The sequence below is a fragment of the Corynebacterium pilosum DSM 20521 = CIP 103422 genome, from assembly GCF_000373805.1.
Taxonomy (GTDB): domain Bacteria; phylum Actinomycetota; class Actinomycetes; order Mycobacteriales; family Mycobacteriaceae; genus Corynebacterium; species Corynebacterium pilosum.
In genome coordinates this window covers 22,418-36,407 of sequence record NZ_KB892441.1, presented here as the reverse complement: position 1 = coordinate 36,407, position 13,990 = coordinate 22,418, and the positions used below count along the sequence as shown (strand labels likewise).

General features: G+C 59.4%; 19 protein-coding genes. 7 read left to right on the top strand and 12 right to left on the bottom strand.

Going from position 1 to position 13,990, the window contains the following annotated elements; all coding sequences use genetic code 11:
* Positions 1-35 precede the first annotated feature (35 nt).
* The 3 genes from B097_RS0103235 (at position 36) to mscL (ending at position 1,905) form a co-directional block, all read left to right on the top strand.
* A complete protein-coding gene (locus tag B097_RS0103235; RefSeq protein ID WP_018581108.1) occupies positions 36-632 on the top strand; it encodes a 5-formyltetrahydrofolate cyclo-ligase in 597 nt (198 codons plus the stop codon).
* A 55-nt stretch (positions 633-687) separates the two neighbouring features.
* On the top strand, positions 688-1,362 hold the full coding sequence (locus tag B097_RS0103230; protein WP_018581107.1) for an SAF domain-containing protein: 675 nt from the start codon (positions 688-690) through the stop codon (positions 1,360-1,362).
* 96 nt (positions 1,363-1,458) lie between these two features.
* Positions 1,459-1,905, top strand: a complete 447-nt coding sequence (gene mscL, locus B097_RS0103225; protein WP_018581106.1) for a large-conductance mechanosensitive channel protein MscL — start codon at positions 1,459-1,461, stop codon at positions 1,903-1,905.
* A gap of 34 nt (positions 1,906-1,939) precedes the next feature.
* On the opposite strand, the gene B097_RS12400 is transcribed toward mscL, so the two are convergent.
* The 7 genes from B097_RS12400 to B097_RS0103190 all read right to left on the bottom strand — a co-directional run bounded on the left by B097_RS12400 (position 1,940) and on the right by B097_RS0103190 (position 7,042).
* A complete protein-coding gene (locus tag B097_RS12400) occupies positions 1,940-2,173 on the bottom strand; it encodes a hypothetical protein (RefSeq protein ID WP_018581105.1) in 234 nt (77 codons plus the stop codon).
* Positions 2,174-2,206: 33 nt separating this feature from the next.
* Entirely contained in the window at positions 2,207-2,770 is a 564-nt protein-coding gene (locus B097_RS0103215) for a MogA/MoaB family molybdenum cofactor biosynthesis protein (protein WP_018581104.1), read from the bottom strand.
* 58 nt (positions 2,771-2,828) lie between these two features.
* Positions 2,829-3,896: a S1C family serine protease gene (locus B097_RS0103210; protein WP_018581103.1), complete on the bottom strand. Its 1,068-nt coding sequence runs from the start codon at positions 3,894-3,896 to the stop codon at positions 2,829-2,831.
* A gap of 347 nt (positions 3,897-4,243) precedes the next feature.
* Positions 4,244-5,674 (bottom strand): sensor histidine kinase, encoded by a 1,431-nt coding sequence (locus B097_RS0103205; protein WP_018581102.1) that lies wholly within the window; start codon positions 5,672-5,674, stop codon positions 4,244-4,246.
* Positions 5,671-6,369 (bottom strand): response regulator transcription factor, encoded by a 699-nt coding sequence (locus B097_RS0103200; protein WP_018581101.1) that lies wholly within the window; start codon positions 6,367-6,369, stop codon positions 5,671-5,673. The genes B097_RS0103205 and B097_RS0103200 overlap by 4 nt, the downstream gene beginning before the upstream one ends.
* A gap of 184 nt (positions 6,370-6,553) precedes the next feature.
* Entirely contained in the window at positions 6,554-6,727 is a 174-nt protein-coding gene (gene rpmF / locus B097_RS0103195) for a 50S ribosomal protein L32 (RefSeq protein WP_018581100.1), read from the bottom strand.
* Positions 6,728-6,772: 45 nt separating this feature from the next.
* The gene (locus B097_RS0103190; protein WP_018581099.1) at positions 6,773-7,042 is read right to left on the bottom strand and encodes a type B 50S ribosomal protein L31; all 270 of its coding nucleotides are present in this window, start codon (positions 7,040-7,042) and stop codon (positions 6,773-6,775) included.
* 452 nt (positions 7,043-7,494) lie between these two features.
* On the opposite strand from B097_RS0103190, the gene rpmB reads away from it, so the two are divergent.
* Genes rpmB through rpsR form a run of 4 tightly spaced genes read left to right on the top strand, consistent with a single transcriptional unit; the run spans position 7,495 to position 8,472 of the window.
* A complete protein-coding gene (rpmB, locus tag B097_RS0103185) occupies positions 7,495-7,731 on the top strand; it encodes a 50S ribosomal protein L28 (RefSeq protein WP_018581098.1) in 237 nt (78 codons plus the stop codon).
* 3 nt (positions 7,732-7,734) lie between these two features.
* On the top strand, positions 7,735-7,899 hold the full coding sequence (gene rpmG, locus B097_RS0103180; RefSeq protein ID WP_018581097.1) for a 50S ribosomal protein L33: 165 nt from the start codon (positions 7,735-7,737) through the stop codon (positions 7,897-7,899).
* Positions 7,900-7,902: 3 nt separating this feature from the next.
* Positions 7,903-8,208 (top strand): 30S ribosomal protein S14, encoded by a 306-nt coding sequence (gene rpsN / locus B097_RS0103175; RefSeq protein ID WP_018581096.1) that lies wholly within the window; start codon positions 7,903-7,905, stop codon positions 8,206-8,208.
* Positions 8,209-8,226: 18 nt separating this feature from the next.
* Positions 8,227-8,472, top strand: coding sequence for a 30S ribosomal protein S18 (rpsR, locus tag B097_RS0103170; protein WP_018581095.1), 246 nt, complete (start codon positions 8,227-8,229; stop codon positions 8,470-8,472).
* Positions 8,473-8,567: 95 nt separating this feature from the next.
* Here rpsR and B097_RS12395 read toward each other — a convergent pair whose 3' ends face one another.
* The 5 genes from B097_RS12395 to B097_RS0103145 all read right to left on the bottom strand — a co-directional run bounded on the left by B097_RS12395 (position 8,568) and on the right by B097_RS0103145 (position 13,818).
* Positions 8,568-9,317, bottom strand: a complete 750-nt coding sequence (locus tag B097_RS12395) for a serine hydrolase (protein ID WP_018581094.1) — start codon at positions 9,315-9,317, stop codon at positions 8,568-8,570.
* A 134-nt stretch (positions 9,318-9,451) separates the two neighbouring features.
* Positions 9,452-10,141, bottom strand: a complete 690-nt coding sequence (locus B097_RS13080; protein WP_018581093.1) for a hypothetical protein — start codon at positions 10,139-10,141, stop codon at positions 9,452-9,454.
* Positions 10,142-10,204: 63 nt separating this feature from the next.
* Positions 10,205-11,758 carry a bifunctional phosphoribosylaminoimidazolecarboxamide formyltransferase/IMP cyclohydrolase gene (gene purH / locus B097_RS0103155; RefSeq protein ID WP_018581092.1) on the bottom strand — a complete coding sequence of 518 codons (1,554 nt, stop codon included), beginning with the start codon at positions 11,756-11,758 and terminating at the stop codon, positions 10,205-10,207.
* Between the two features lie 4 nt (positions 11,759-11,762).
* Entirely contained in the window at positions 11,763-12,350 is a 588-nt protein-coding gene (purN, locus tag B097_RS0103150; protein ID WP_018581091.1) for a phosphoribosylglycinamide formyltransferase, read from the bottom strand.
* 10 nt (positions 12,351-12,360) lie between these two features.
* Positions 12,361-13,818: a cell division protein PerM gene (locus tag B097_RS0103145; protein ID WP_244911214.1), complete on the bottom strand. Its 1,458-nt coding sequence runs from the start codon at positions 13,816-13,818 to the stop codon at positions 12,361-12,363.
* Positions 13,819-13,990: the final 172 nt, after the last annotated feature.

Here is a 13,990-nt window from a genome sequence, read left to right as displayed (position 1 = left end):
ACCAAAACCGAGGAGCGCCCCTCTATGGTTGTGTTATGCCTGAGATTCAGAAGCGGAAAGACGAGATCCGCACTCGCATGCGCGCGGCCCGCAGCGCTATGTCCGCTACGCGTCAAGAAAAAAGGCGCGCTGACGCCTCCATCGTGGCCTACGCGGCCGCTTATGTTCGCGGCTTGAAGAACCCTCATCCGCATGTCGCCGCCTACTCGCCGCTTCCCGACGAGCCCGGCAACGATTTCCTCCTCACCGCCTTGGCATCACAAGCAGCATCCATTTTGCTGCCAATTTCTCTGGATAACGGGGAGTTGGAGTGGGCAACCTATCGTGGCCAAGCGGACCTCGAATCGGGGGCCTTGGGCATCTGGCAGCCCACTGGTCCACGCTTTGGAAACGAAGCGCTAGCTTCATGCGACGCCATTTTCCTCCCCGCCCTGGCCATCGACACCTCCGGTAACCGTCTGGGCAAAGGCGCAGGCTACTATGACCGCGCGCTCGCCTCTATCGCAGGGCGTGTCCCCCTGATCGCGCTGGTCTACGATCACGAACTAATCGACGAGATCCCCTGCAATGACTTTGACGTCCCCGTCGACCTAGTCATCACACCTTCAGGCGTGAAAGAACTTCACCGCTAACACTCTTTTCTCATCGCGCGGGAACCGTGGCGGCGCCAACTCAGTCTAAAAGAGCATGGATGCCATTTTTAGCCGCTTTTCCCAGACCCGCTCAGCCCTTGCAACACCCGGTTACCGCCGCGCCCGCACACTGCGCCGCCTGATTGCGGCAGCGTTGTGCGGTGCCGCGTTAATCAGCGGGGTGTCGTCTTTACGCGCGACGGATCCGGCGATCGTTACGTTTAGCGCCGATGTTCCAGCAGGAACGGTGCTTGCCGACGAGCACCTGCAACTGACCCACCTGCCAGCCAGTGCGGTGCCTGCGCAGTCCACGTCTGAGCTCGAGGATGTCGTCGGAAAGGTGGCTGCGGCACACGGCTCGCCAGGGCAACCGGTCGCCCTTAATCAGCTCCTAGGTGAGGAACTCACGGCAGCCTATGTGGGTGTAAACACAATGGAGGGTGACCCTGTGACGATGACCATGGTTCCCGTACAGCTTGCCGAACCCGATATCATCCCACTGCTCCATCCTGGCGACGAGGTCAGTGTTATATCAGCGACAAACGATGAAGCCCAGCCAAAAGTCATCGCAGCAGGTGGAAGGGTGATTCTCGCCGGGACGGCGGGCGACTCTGCGACAGAGTCGGTACTGATCTTAATGAGTGAACCTGACGCACACGCGGTCGCCTCTGCCTCCCTCAACCAGCCCCTCACAGTAGTCTTGACAGGTGAGCGAGCAGGACGTGAATAGCTTGGGCGGCACCACGGTTGTAAAGTGCTACCGGTAACTGACACACCAGAACATTTTTTACTGCGCTAGAACTGGCGCGGCTTCAAGGAGAGCATCATGCTGCAAGGCTTCAAAGAATTTATCATGCGGGGCAACGTCATCGAGCTGGCCGTCGGCGTGGTCATCGGTGCTGCGTTCACCGGTATCGTCACCGCGTTCTCGGACAACCTGATCAACCCGCTGATCGCGACCCTCGGCGGTGCAGACTTCTCCGGTCTTGGTTTCTACGTTAACCCTAATAATGAGGCCACCTTCCTGGACTTCGGCGCCGTGATCACCGCGGCGATCAACTTCTTGCTGATCGCCGCCGTCGTCTACTTCGTCATCGTCGCGCCGATGAACAAGTTGAATGAGGCACAAGCACGCCGCAAGGGCGTCGAAGAAGAGGAGCCAGCACCAACCGATGTTGAGCTGCTCACCGAGATCCGTGACCTGCTGCAGGCGCAGAACGGCACCACCGATGCCACCGGCAGCACGAGCACCCGCCCGACCGATACCGTCTAAGTGAAGCGCCTAAAACACGCCAAGAGCCGGGGCCTCAACCGCCGTGATGGGGAGGACGCTCATTCCGGTAGAATTCTTCCCCCTCAAGGGTGTCGGAGCTGGAGTCGTCGTCAAGCTCCACGGCGCGAACGGCATCACTACTCGACGCCACCTGGGTGCCGGGGGCATCCATCGACCGGTCATAATCACCGGCGGGCGACTTCTTGACGATCCGCCGCCCCCGCTTGCGCGGACCTAGGGCCGAAGAAGAATCGGACGATTCAGTCACTGCACTTCCCTACTTTTGCTTTCAGCGCGCAGCCTACTGGACGCTGTACTTGTTCAATTCGCTGAGGAGATGCAACACCAGCGGAGTCGCGGTGGCGATACCATCACGGACCGCCTTACGCGATGCCGCAAGGTTCAGTACTACAGTACTGCCGGACACTCCACAGATCCCCCGCGAGGTCGTCGCATCCACCGCGCCGACTGACTGGCCAGAGTTGCGCACCGCTTGGCCGACGCCGGGCACCAGCTGGTCGATGACGCTGCGAGTCGCCTCTGGTGCCTTGTCGCGCGGGCCGACGCCTGTGCCACCCACGGTGAGCACCAAGTCCACGCCACCGACGACGGCGGTTTCGATGGACTTGCGGATGTCCGACTTCTTCGACCGCACGTTGACAACGCCGTCGACTTGGAAACCCGCCTCGGTGAGCAACCCGAAAACGAGGTCGCCTGTCCCATCGTCGCCTTCGTCGTATTTGTGGTCCGAAATCAATACGACCAGCGCGCGGCGGACGCGTGGCAGATCATCTTCCAGGTCGGCGGCCCTCAAGTAGGCATCATCGGGTTCCACAAACTCCAGCGCATCGAGGGTTTTACTCACGGCTTCTCCTTTAGCAAAAGGTATATAGGCAGACTCTTATTTAAGGTCTACTGGTAATTTACTCGGAACTGAGAGTTACCTCTACCTCTCGGGTATCATCCGAGTCTCGGGGGTGGACCAAGAGGGTGACGGTTTCACCAAAGCCCTGCGAACGCGTGGCCGCGATCAGAGCATCAGCGGTATCAATCTGGCGATCATTCATCTGCACGATCACGTCGCCCTCCTGGATGCCTGCTTCGGCCGCGGGGCTGCCCTCAGGAACACCAACGACGAGCGCGCCGTCCACCGGGTTGCGGCTATCCACCTGGACTCCCAGCATTGGGTGGGTTGCCTGCCCCTCCTGGATCAGCTGGTCTGCCACCCGCTTCGCGAAATTCGAGGGGATGGCAAAGCCCAAACCGATTGATCCTGCTGAATCCGAGCCTGTGGCCAGGGAGGCGATGACGGAGTTCATCCCGATCAGATTGCCGTTCATGTCCACCAGCGGCCCGCCGGAGTTGCCCGGGTTAATAGCGGCGTCCGTCTGAATTGCGTCGATCAGCGAGCTTTCACCGCCGCCCTGGGCAGCACGTACTGGTCGATTGAGGGCGGAGACAATACCGCTGGTCACTGTGGCCGACAATCCCAAAGGTGAACCGACAGCCACCACCTCCTGGCCAACTGACAACTCATCCGAATCGCCAAACTGCAGCACCGGCAGCCCCTCGACGCCGCGGATCTTAATCACCGCGATATCGGTGTTGACGTCCGAAGCGATGTAGTCGGCGGGATACTTTTCACCGTTGTTCAAGGTGACTTGGATTGCGCTATCGCGTCCCTCTGGGACCGAAACGACGTGGTGGTTGGTCAGCACGTATCCATCCGAGGAAATGATGGAACCTGAGCCGTCAGCCACGCCAATCTCTGATGCCACTTGAATCGACACCACAGCGGGAAGCACCTGCTCTGCTACCTGCTCAACAGAACCTTCTGGAGCTGGATCGGGCGAAGACACGCTGGGGTTTTGCAAGCTGTTGTATGCTTCAGCGCTGCCAGAGTTGCCCAATTTGCCACCCACGTAGCCAGCGCCGCCACCGACGAGCAGAGAGATGATCGCTGCCAAAGCGATCGCGGTGCCAGTGCCCATCCCCTTCTTCTGTTTCACTGGTTGCTGCTCCGCTGGCGGGACGGGCGGTGGGTAAGCGCCCGCTGCTTGCGGGGAACCAAAACTTTGGTCCTGAGGATAACTTTGTGTGCCCTGATTGCCGCTGCCGAAGTTCGGCGCTCCATAGGGATAGTGTGGTGCCCCAGAAGGCTGTGGCCGTGGGGTTCCACCGCTTTCGGAGTTTTGTCCGAACTGTCCAAACTGCGAGTCTCGATTATCAGGGTTGCTCATAAGCGGTAATTATGCACCTTCGCGCTGTGGGATTACTTGTTCTGTACAAATACAACGCGTAGCACTTACTGAATGTTCCCTGCATGCCGTGAGCTGCGTTAACTACGCGGCTTACCTGGGAACACTACTCTGAACCGCGCTCCCCCATCGTCGGATTCCTCCACGTCGATAGTGGCACCGTGGCGATCAAAAACCTGCTTACTGATCGACAGCCCGAGGCCGGAGCCCGGCATTGCCCGGGACTCAGCGGCCCGGTAAAAACGCTCGAAGACTTTCTCGCGTTCTTCCTCCGGGATTCCCGGGCCGGAATCGTCGACAAGCAACACGGCCTTGCGCCTTCCGGCCTTCAACGAAATGCGCACGGTGCCGCCTTTCGGAGACCATTTTCCGGCGTTATCCATGAGGTTAAGCGTTGCCCGCGACAACGCGTGGCTGTCGCCCTCGATGATCCAGGGATCAGCGTGGAATTGGAAGTCCACATCCATCCGGCGGCGCCGCACGCGCTCCAACGAGTTCTCCAGCACGTCATCTAATAAGACCGCTTCGAACTCGTTGTCAGGTGATTCTTCTCGGGCCAGGTCGACCAAGTCACCGATCAGTGTGGACATTTCTTCCATCTGAGCCAGTACGTCGCGCTCCAGGTCCTGGCGGTCCTGCTCCGAAATCTGATCCTGCTGGCCGGTGCGGTAGAGCATCATCAGCAGTTCAATATTGGTGCGCATCGACGTCAGCGGAGTCTTCAATTCGTGGCCCGCGTCGGCGACCAGCCTGGCTTGACGCACACGAGATTCCTGCAACGCTCCCAGCATCTCATTGAACGATTCGGTCAGTTGCGCCAACTCGTCGTTGCCTGCCACCTCAATGGGCTTGAGATCGTCGGTACGCGTCACGTAATTCACCGCGCGCTGCAACCTAGTCAGCGGGCGCAGACCGGCGGTCGCTACCACCATACCCACAGCGATGGCCAGCAAGATACCCAAGCCTGCGATGACCAGAAGCACAGCCCCTAGTGCACCAATCAAGTCCTGCGTCGGCTCCATATCCTGGGCCAGCACGACGGTCGCGCCAGCGGCATTACGCTTGGTCAGGATGCGCTCATTACCTACGGTGCGAACGGACGTTTCCTCGCCGTCGCCGGACCGACTAAAGTCGCCTCCAACAGGAATGGTGTCGCCGACGAATAGCTGCCACGCCGGAGGAGATACCGAGATGCGGATATCTGGGTTGTACGTCCTGAACCGGACAACCTCGTTGCCAAGATTATTTTGATAGAGCGGATCAAAGGTACGCGTGATCAACGAGGAGGCTTTGTCATCAAGGTTTTGGTCCACCGAGGCCGTCAAGGATTCGGACAACGTCCAATAGGTCACGGTGGTCATAGCACCCACGGCAATAGCCACCATTACCGCGGTCATCAGCGCCAGCTGCCACCGCAGTGAGGTACCTTTGCCAAAAAGGGTGAGATTGCCGAGGTCGGTTGGGCTACCTACGCGGTAGTCCTCGCCCTCGGCGGGTTGCCGCAGGATCACGGAGCGGTATCCCGTAGGACGTATCCAACGCCACGCACGGTGTGTATCAGCCGCGATTCGTCGCCAGCCTCTGTTTTGCGACGAAGATAGCCAATATAAACCTCGAGCGCATTACCCGACGTTGGGAAGTCATAACCCCACACCTCTTCCAGAATGGTCTGGCGCGATAGAACGCGGCGTGGGTTCTGCATCAACAGCTGCAGCAGGGCAAACTCAGTACGCGTCAGCGAAATGGAGCGGTCGCCGCGGCGTACGTCGCGGGTCTCCGGGTTCAAGGAAAGGTCGTCGAATACCAGCTCCCCTTCGTCTTCACCGTTGTTATTGTTGGCATCTGCCGCTGCGCGACGTAGCAAGGAGCGCACGCGGGCCAGCAACTCTTCGAGCGCGAAGGGTTTCGGTAGGTAATCGTCGGCACCTGCATCCAGGCCAGCAACGCGGTCGGATACGCCGTCACGCGCGGTCAGGATCAGGATGGGCAGGTCATAGCCTGAAGAGCGGAGGGTGCGGCAGACGCCGAGGCCATCGAGTTTTGGCATCATCACGTCGAGCACGATGAGGTCGGGCTGCTCCCGTTTGATCGCAACGAGTGCCTCTTCCCCATCCTCCGCAAGGCTGACATCGTAGCCATTAAAACGTAGGGACCGCCGCAATGATTCGCGGACGGCCTGCTCGTCGTCTACCACTAGAACTTTCATGACTCTATTATCACCTACCGATCTGACAAAAGTTGGAATCTGTGTGGAGTCAGTTTCCGTTTCAACTCCACAGTAACTCTATCCTGCAGTTCGCTACGGAGTTGGATGGGGCCTTCCCTCAACGCAAAGGCAACCCCCGACTATGCCGGGGGTTGCCTAAAGGTTGCTGAAAGCCAAGCGCTCTTTAGAACTGCTCGACGTCGATCAGGCCTTGCTGAGCTGCCTTGACTAGGCGGCGTGGGATGCGGACGGTCTGGCCGTCGATCTTCACTTCCTGCAGCTCAACCTTGTCAGCTTTCCACTGGGAGCGGCGCATGCGGGTGTTCGCGCGCGACATCTTAAACTTTGGGGTTGCCATTGTGTGCTTTCCTCCTTCGACCTATTAATCGGCGACGACGTCGCCCTACTCTGCGGACTTCCTCTTGCGGCGAGCCATGCCGCCGAAACGCTTGTTGAACTTCTCAACACGGCCAGCGGTGTCCATGACACGCTGTGCGCCGGTCCAGAATGGGTGAGACTCACTGGTCACGTCAACGACGATCAGCGGGTACTCAGCACCTTCATACTCAACGGTGCGGTCGGAGGTAGCGGTGGAGCGAGTCAGGAACTGAAAGCCAGTACCTGCGTCCTGGAACACTACCGGGTGGTAATCCGGGTGGATATCCTTCTTCATCTTGATTCGTTTCCCTCAGGTTTGAGACTACGGGTCGGTTCTCCGGCACGTATAGTGGCCGGGGATCGTGCCCGAGTTGGGTGCGAAAATGTACTCTTATCCTGCATGGATCGACGCTTCACGACGATTCCTTGCGGACAACTCGACCCATCTTACAGGTCAAGGCCACTTTTCTGAAATCACTACCCGCCAATTTTGGCACCCTTCCCTGATACCCATTGTTTCCACCCTACCTTTGGAAGTAACCTGGCGATTAGGAATTATGGCAACAAACGGGTAGTGTTGTGTCTCGCTGTTGTCGAAGTACACGTTTACGCCCCGTCAACCGGCACCCTGTGACGCCCTTGGGCCCAGGCCAACCTCACTTTCCGGTCTATCCTCACTTGTCCAAGCGCGGTGTTACACCAAAGGGAAGGCCATGTCGTGGGCGGCAAGGAGAAAGAAGCACACCCATGTCGGCTATTTGCCAGGTCACGGGACGGAAGCCGCAGTTCGGCAAGACCGTCTCGCACTCGCACCGCCGCCACTCGCGCCGTTGGAACCCCAACGTGCAGCGCAAGCGGTTTTACCTGCCCTCCGAGGGCCGTACCATCACTTTGAACGTTTCTACTAAGGGTCTGAAGATCATCGACCGTGACGGCATTGAGTCTGTCGTGGCCGCGATCCGCGCCCGTGGGGAGAAGATCTAACAGATGGCACGTAATGATATCCGCCCGATCATCAAGCTGAAGAGCACTGCGGGCACCGGTTACACCTACGTAACCCGTAAGAACAAGCGCAACAATCCGGATCGGATCACTTTGAAGAAGTACGATCCAGTAGCGAAGAAGCACGTCGAATTCCGCGAGGAGCGATAATTTATGGCTAAGAAGTCTATGATCGCTAAGAATGAGAAGCGCAAGGAGATCGTCGCTCGCTACGCTGAGCGTCGCGCTGAGCTCAAGGCAATCATCAAGAACCCCAACACCTCTGACGAGGACCGCTTGGATGCACAGTTCGAACTGAACAAGCAGCCACGCGACGCCTCCCCAGTCCGTGTTCGCAACCGTGACGCACGTGACGGCCGTCCACGCGGTTACCTGCGTAAGTTCGGTCTGTCCCGTGTCCGTATGCGTGGCATGGCTCACCGCGGTGAGCTGCCAGGCGTTCGCAAGTCCTCGTGGTAAAAGGGAGAGTGTCTCTACATGAAGCGTAATAATCGCAAGCCACGGGTTGAGCAGTCCCGTCGCCCTAAGAAGAACCCGCTCAAGGCCGAGGGCATCGAGAAGGTGGACTACAAGGACACCAAGACCCTTCGTCTGTTCATTTCCGATCGTCACAAGATCCGCTCGCGTCGCGTCACCGGCCTGACGCCTCAGCAGCAGCGCCAGGTCGCTACCGCTGTGAAGAACGCCCGCGAAATGGCTCTCCTGCCGTTCACCAGCCGCTAAAAACGGTTGTTCGGACGATAGCAGCATAGAGTTCGAGAAAGTGCCCGCCCCACATTATGTGGAGCGGGCACTTTTGCATTCCAAGATTCGGTCCCCTACTGGCACGCCGCCAAGGGAAACTCATGGGCGATCGTCGATAAGCCTTGTGCTAGCTCATTCGCCATCGCCTGAGCTGTGGCATAGGAGCCATCCGCCGGCGAAGCCGTCAACGCGACAGCAACATCGCCTTGGGCGGTGGAAAAGCGGCCGAACTGGCGGATGTCGTACAGCCCGGAGGTGTCAGGCCCCCAACCGCCTTTGAAACGCGCCCTTGGCAGCTGGCCAATCCCATAGGACTGCTCGGGCACAATCTGCCCCATCAAATCCAACACCGGCTGTGCGCCATCGACACACGCTAGGTTCGCTACGAATCGAGCCTGCTGGCTAGGCGACCAGGGAGTCTGGCCGAACGTGGACACTCCAGGGCGAGTCGGAATCGCGTTGACCGATGTCGGAGCCTCCGCTTCAGCCAGGACAGCCTCCACTAGCGGCGGGGTCACAGAACTCCATAACACCTCTGCCGCCGCGTTATCAGATGATTGAATCGCTGCGGCCGCGGTAGGCGCGAGGGACGGGTCCTGGCGCAAGGCTGCGATGGCGATCGGTACCTTGATCGTCGACCACGCTGGCAGGGCGGCATCGTCTCCCCCGACGAGTTCATTCGTCCCGTCAGACACCGCGACCGATGCGTTTCCGCCGTAGCGAGCGATCACCTCATCGACGATACCCTGCAGTGCGTATGAAGAGAGCTCCGCGGGAGGAGGCGGCGGCGACTCCTCGGGTGGGATGGTAGTCGTGGATGTCATCGTCACCGTGCCGTCCTGGGCGGTACCTTCGCTACCTGGTACATCGACGTTACCGATCGTGCACGCTGATCCTAACGTGAGGACGAGAACAAGGCCAGCGGATGTCAGAAGTGGCCGACCAGGCTTGAGGCTCATCATGAAATATGGACGAGTGCATTGTTACCGCCCGCGCAGGAAACGTACGATCCGTAGTCAGCGCAGGACATCGTATATGTCAAGCCGGTCACCGGACTGTAGGCTGAAATTGTTCCGCTGGTCCTACCTGTGCGGTCGACGTGTTCCCGAAACGCATCGCCCACAGAGCGGGCAAATGCGTCACTTGTCTCCGCAGTAGCGGCGTACTGCGAAGTGTAGTCCGAACCCCGCGGCCGGTTCGGCTCTGGGCTGCGCTGGGAACGAGAGAACGTCGTGGTCGCTTCCTGGCGTTCGCTGCTGGATTCACTGGTTTCTGAATCCTGCTCACTGCTGCTTTCCGACGAAGACTCCGAAGAGGTTTCGGTGACCAATTGCACGGTCGTCTCTGGGCCAGAAGCTGAGCGCCCGCCAAAAAGGCCGAAGTTCCAGGCAGCAATACCAGCCACGGCAAGTAGAAGAAGGACGATTGCGACAACCAGCCCCACGATCAGGCCGGTATTACGCGAGCCTGACTGAGCAGCAGATGCTTGGTTGTACATCGGGTGCTGCGGCGGAGGCCCGCCGTACTGGGAGGAATCCTGCCAGCTATTCGGGCTCTCCCAGCTGTAGCTTCCCTGCTGCTGCGGGAACTGCTGCTTCGGTTTGTCTTGACCTGGGTTGGTGTCCCCATCGGACCCGCGGTACGTCATGCCTCATCCCCTAGATTTACGTATCAAGTTAGGGCTTAACTTTAGCATGCGACCAACCTATTTTTAGTGCGCGAAGTGGCGAGTACCGGTGAGATACATGGTCACGCCTGCTTCCTTGGCGGCAGCGATGACCTCCTCGTCACGAATGGAGCCACCCGGCTGCACAACGGCCGTGATTCCGGCATCGGCAAGCACCTGGAAACCATCGGCGAACGGGAAGAACGCATCCGACGCAGCGACGGCACCGTTGGTCCGGTTGCGCCCCTCGTCGAGGGTATTCGCCCTCTCTACCGCAAGCTTCGCCGAATCAACGCGGTTGACCTGGCCCATACCCACGCCCATCGTGGCGCCGTCACGGGCGACGAGGATGGCGTTGGACTTCACGCAGCGGATCGCATTCCATGCAAACTGCAGGTCGGCTAGGACCTCCTCGGACGCAGCCTCGCCAGAGACGAGCTCCCAGTTGGCGGCGTCATCGCCCTCAGCCTGGAGGAAGTCACGTTCCTGAACCAACAGGCCGCCGGAGATCTGCTTGAACTCATTGCCAGCGCGCGAAGGCGCCTCTGCTTCGAGAACGCGCAGGTTCTTCTTCTCCTGCAGGATCTCCAGAGCACCCGGCTCATAGCTTGGAGCGATGATGACCTCAGTAAAGATCGGCTTGATCTGCTCGGCGAACTCTACGGTGACCTCGCGGTTCGACGCGACGACGCCGCCGTAGGCGCTCATCGGGTCACACGCGTGCGCCTTCTTGTGCGCCTCCGCGATCGACTCATCCGACACACCGATGCCACATGGGTTAGCGTGCTTGATGATGGCCACGCACGCACGCTCATGGTCCCAGGCTGCGCGCCATGCAGCGTCAGCATCCTGGTAGTTGTTATAGCTCATCTCCTTGCCATTGTGCTGGGTGGCCCCGGCCAGGCCGGTGCCCTCGGAGTAGAGTTTCGCCTCCTGATGTGGGTTCTCGCCATAACGCAATGGGGTTGCATCCTGATAGGCAGCACCGAAGAAGTTATCGTCGTCAAGCTGCTCGCCCAACCACGCCGAAACAGCAACGTCATAGCTAGCCGTGTGGCGAAAGGCCTCAAGCGCCAAATGCTTCCGCTGCTCAAGATCGAATCCGCCGCCCTTGACTGCGGAGATGACATCGTCGTAACGCTCCGGCGAGGTCACCACAGCCACGGACGGGTGGTTCTTTGCCGCCGCACGCACCATGGAAGGTCCGCCGATGTCGATCTGCTCAACGCACTCGTCATAGCTCGCGCCGGAGGCTACCGTCTCCGCAAATGGGTACAGGTTGACGACGACCAGCTGAAATGGCTCTACCTCCAGATCTGCAAGCTGATCCAGGTGGTCCTGCTTGCGCGTATCGGCCAGAATTCCCGCGTGGACGCGCGGGTGCAAAGTCTTGACGCGGCCTTCAAGGCACTCTGGGAAACCGGTGAGCTCTTCCACCTGGGTGACCTTGACGCCCGCGTCAGCGATACGGGCTGCGGTCGAACCGGTGGAAACGATTTCCACACCCGCCTCCCCTAGCGCCTGCGCTAGTTCTTCCAGTCCGGTTTTGTCGTACACGCTGATCAGCGCGCGCTTGATTGGGGTGCGGTTGTTAGTCATGAAACTAGAAACTCAACTTTCCATCTGGAGTAGAAATCGACATTGAGCGTAGCACCTCAACAATCAGTGCACGCTCAACCACCTTGATCCGCTCGTGCAGGCTCGCCTCATCATCACCAGGCAGAATCTCCACGGCCCGTTGCGCGATGATCTGGCCGGTATCCACGCCACTATCGACGAAATGCACTGTGGAACCGGTGACCTTCACGCCATAGGCCAACGCATCACGGACCGCATGAGCGCCCGGGAACGACGGCAGCAGCGCCGGGTGCGTATTAATGGTGCGTCCTTCAAACCGGGCCAGGAATTCAGCGCCCAGGATCTTCATGAACCCGGCCGAGACCACTGCGTCTGGGTAGGCCTCGCTGACGGTGTCCGCCAGCTGCTGATTCCACTGTGCGCGATCCAGAAGCATGGGCACGCAGCGAGTGGCTATACCCGCGGCCTCCGCGCGCTCCAGCGCGGGACAGTCCTTGTCCGCGACGACAAGCACTACGCGATACGACGAATCTTGATTATCAAGGATGGCCTGCAATAAGGTCCCACTCCCTGACACCAAGACGGCAACAGAATAAGGCTGCGGATTAGTCACGCGCCCAACATTAGTCCTTTGTTTCAGTCTCTGCGGAATCTTCGGGTTCAGGCTTATCGACGACCTCTTCGTCTTCCGTGTCTTCTAATTCTTCAGACTCCTCAGGCTCTTCGGGATCTTCGGGCTCTTCTACCCCCTCGTCCTCTGGATCCTCGACAACGTCTGCCTCTACGGACTCTTCTTCAACCGAGGCTTCTTCGGGCGGTGCTTCTTCAACCGAGGCTTCTTCGGCCGATGCGACGTCCTCGACACTGCGGTTGCGCAGCACCGCAATCCCCCAAACGGCTCCAGCGATCAGGCCGACCCATGCGGTCGCCAGCACGGCAATGAGCCAGTGGACCGGACCACTGTAGCCGTAGCCGCCGAGCTGCCCCGAGACAAAGTAGGCCGCGACCAGCGCCCACATCCCCGCAAACACTGCGGTTGCAGCAACCATCGGACCGTCCCACGCGCGGGTGATCGCGTAATGAACGACTACCGCAAATGGGATCAACAGCAACACCGGCGCCCAGGCTGCCGCGGTGCCCGGGATTGCCGCGAACAGCGGGAACACCGGAAGAGGGACAAGGTCGATAGCGAACAAGCTCACGCTGGCCGCCCCGATCGACACTTGGCCGCCGAAAAGGACAGCAAGCGTTCCGACGATCGCGTTTGGAAGATAGAGCAGGGACACGACGACCAGTCCCACGACTCCGAGACCAGACAAGGCCGGGTAGGCAGCCGCGAGCTCCCCGAGTCGTTCATGTCCAGCGATCAGAACAGCCAAGTACACGATGAGTGCTGCCCCCGCGAGTCGAAGCATGAGTTGATGGGCGCGGGTGGCACCGTCGACAAGCACTTCAGCAATACCGAACCGGCGGGCAAGTGCCTTCCACAACGTGGGGCCCATGCCGATGATCAAACCGATGAGATGAATAGCGACTGGGTGCAGGATTGTTAGCCCCACTGAGGGCGCTTCGAGGGGGAATACTTTGGTGGCATCCCAGACCATAAACCAGGCAATTCCTGACAGCGTGAGAGGAATCACAATGATGACCCCGAGGATGGCGGCAAGGTCAAGAATGCTCACTCTGTCCTTGACCGCCCGATGCACACTAGAGGCGATCAGGGCGATCACGCCGAGCGCCGGGGCGAGCGGCAAAACACCCAGAGTCACGCCCTGGAAACTCACCGGTACAAGATGGGTGATAAACCACGCTTCACCGATTGCAGCTGGCAAGGCGGCGAACGTCTCTCCGGCGAAAAGGACGCACGCGAATGCTACCACGATTACCGCAAGGACCAGCACCAAATTAGGGATTCCGATGACGGTGAGAAACCGTCGGAGCCTCTGTTGTGCGGTCACGTTTTCGGGGTCCTGCGGCGGGGTCGGCGACGCAACATTTGCGCGGGGACGACGCACACCGGAGCGAACCGAAGTCGGCGCCTTGCGGGAGGGCCTGGACCGAGGACTGGACTTGTTATTCATCCTGTCCCAGTGTTCCATGAACGCTTCAAGACGGCGCCGAAGGACACGGAAAGATCACCCCAAGTCACGATTCAATAACGAATGTAACGCTGCGCCAATTCGACACAATAAATATTTTTTACGAAAATGGGTTGCCGGTCCACCGATGACTCGCTATTGTTAGCACTCGGCA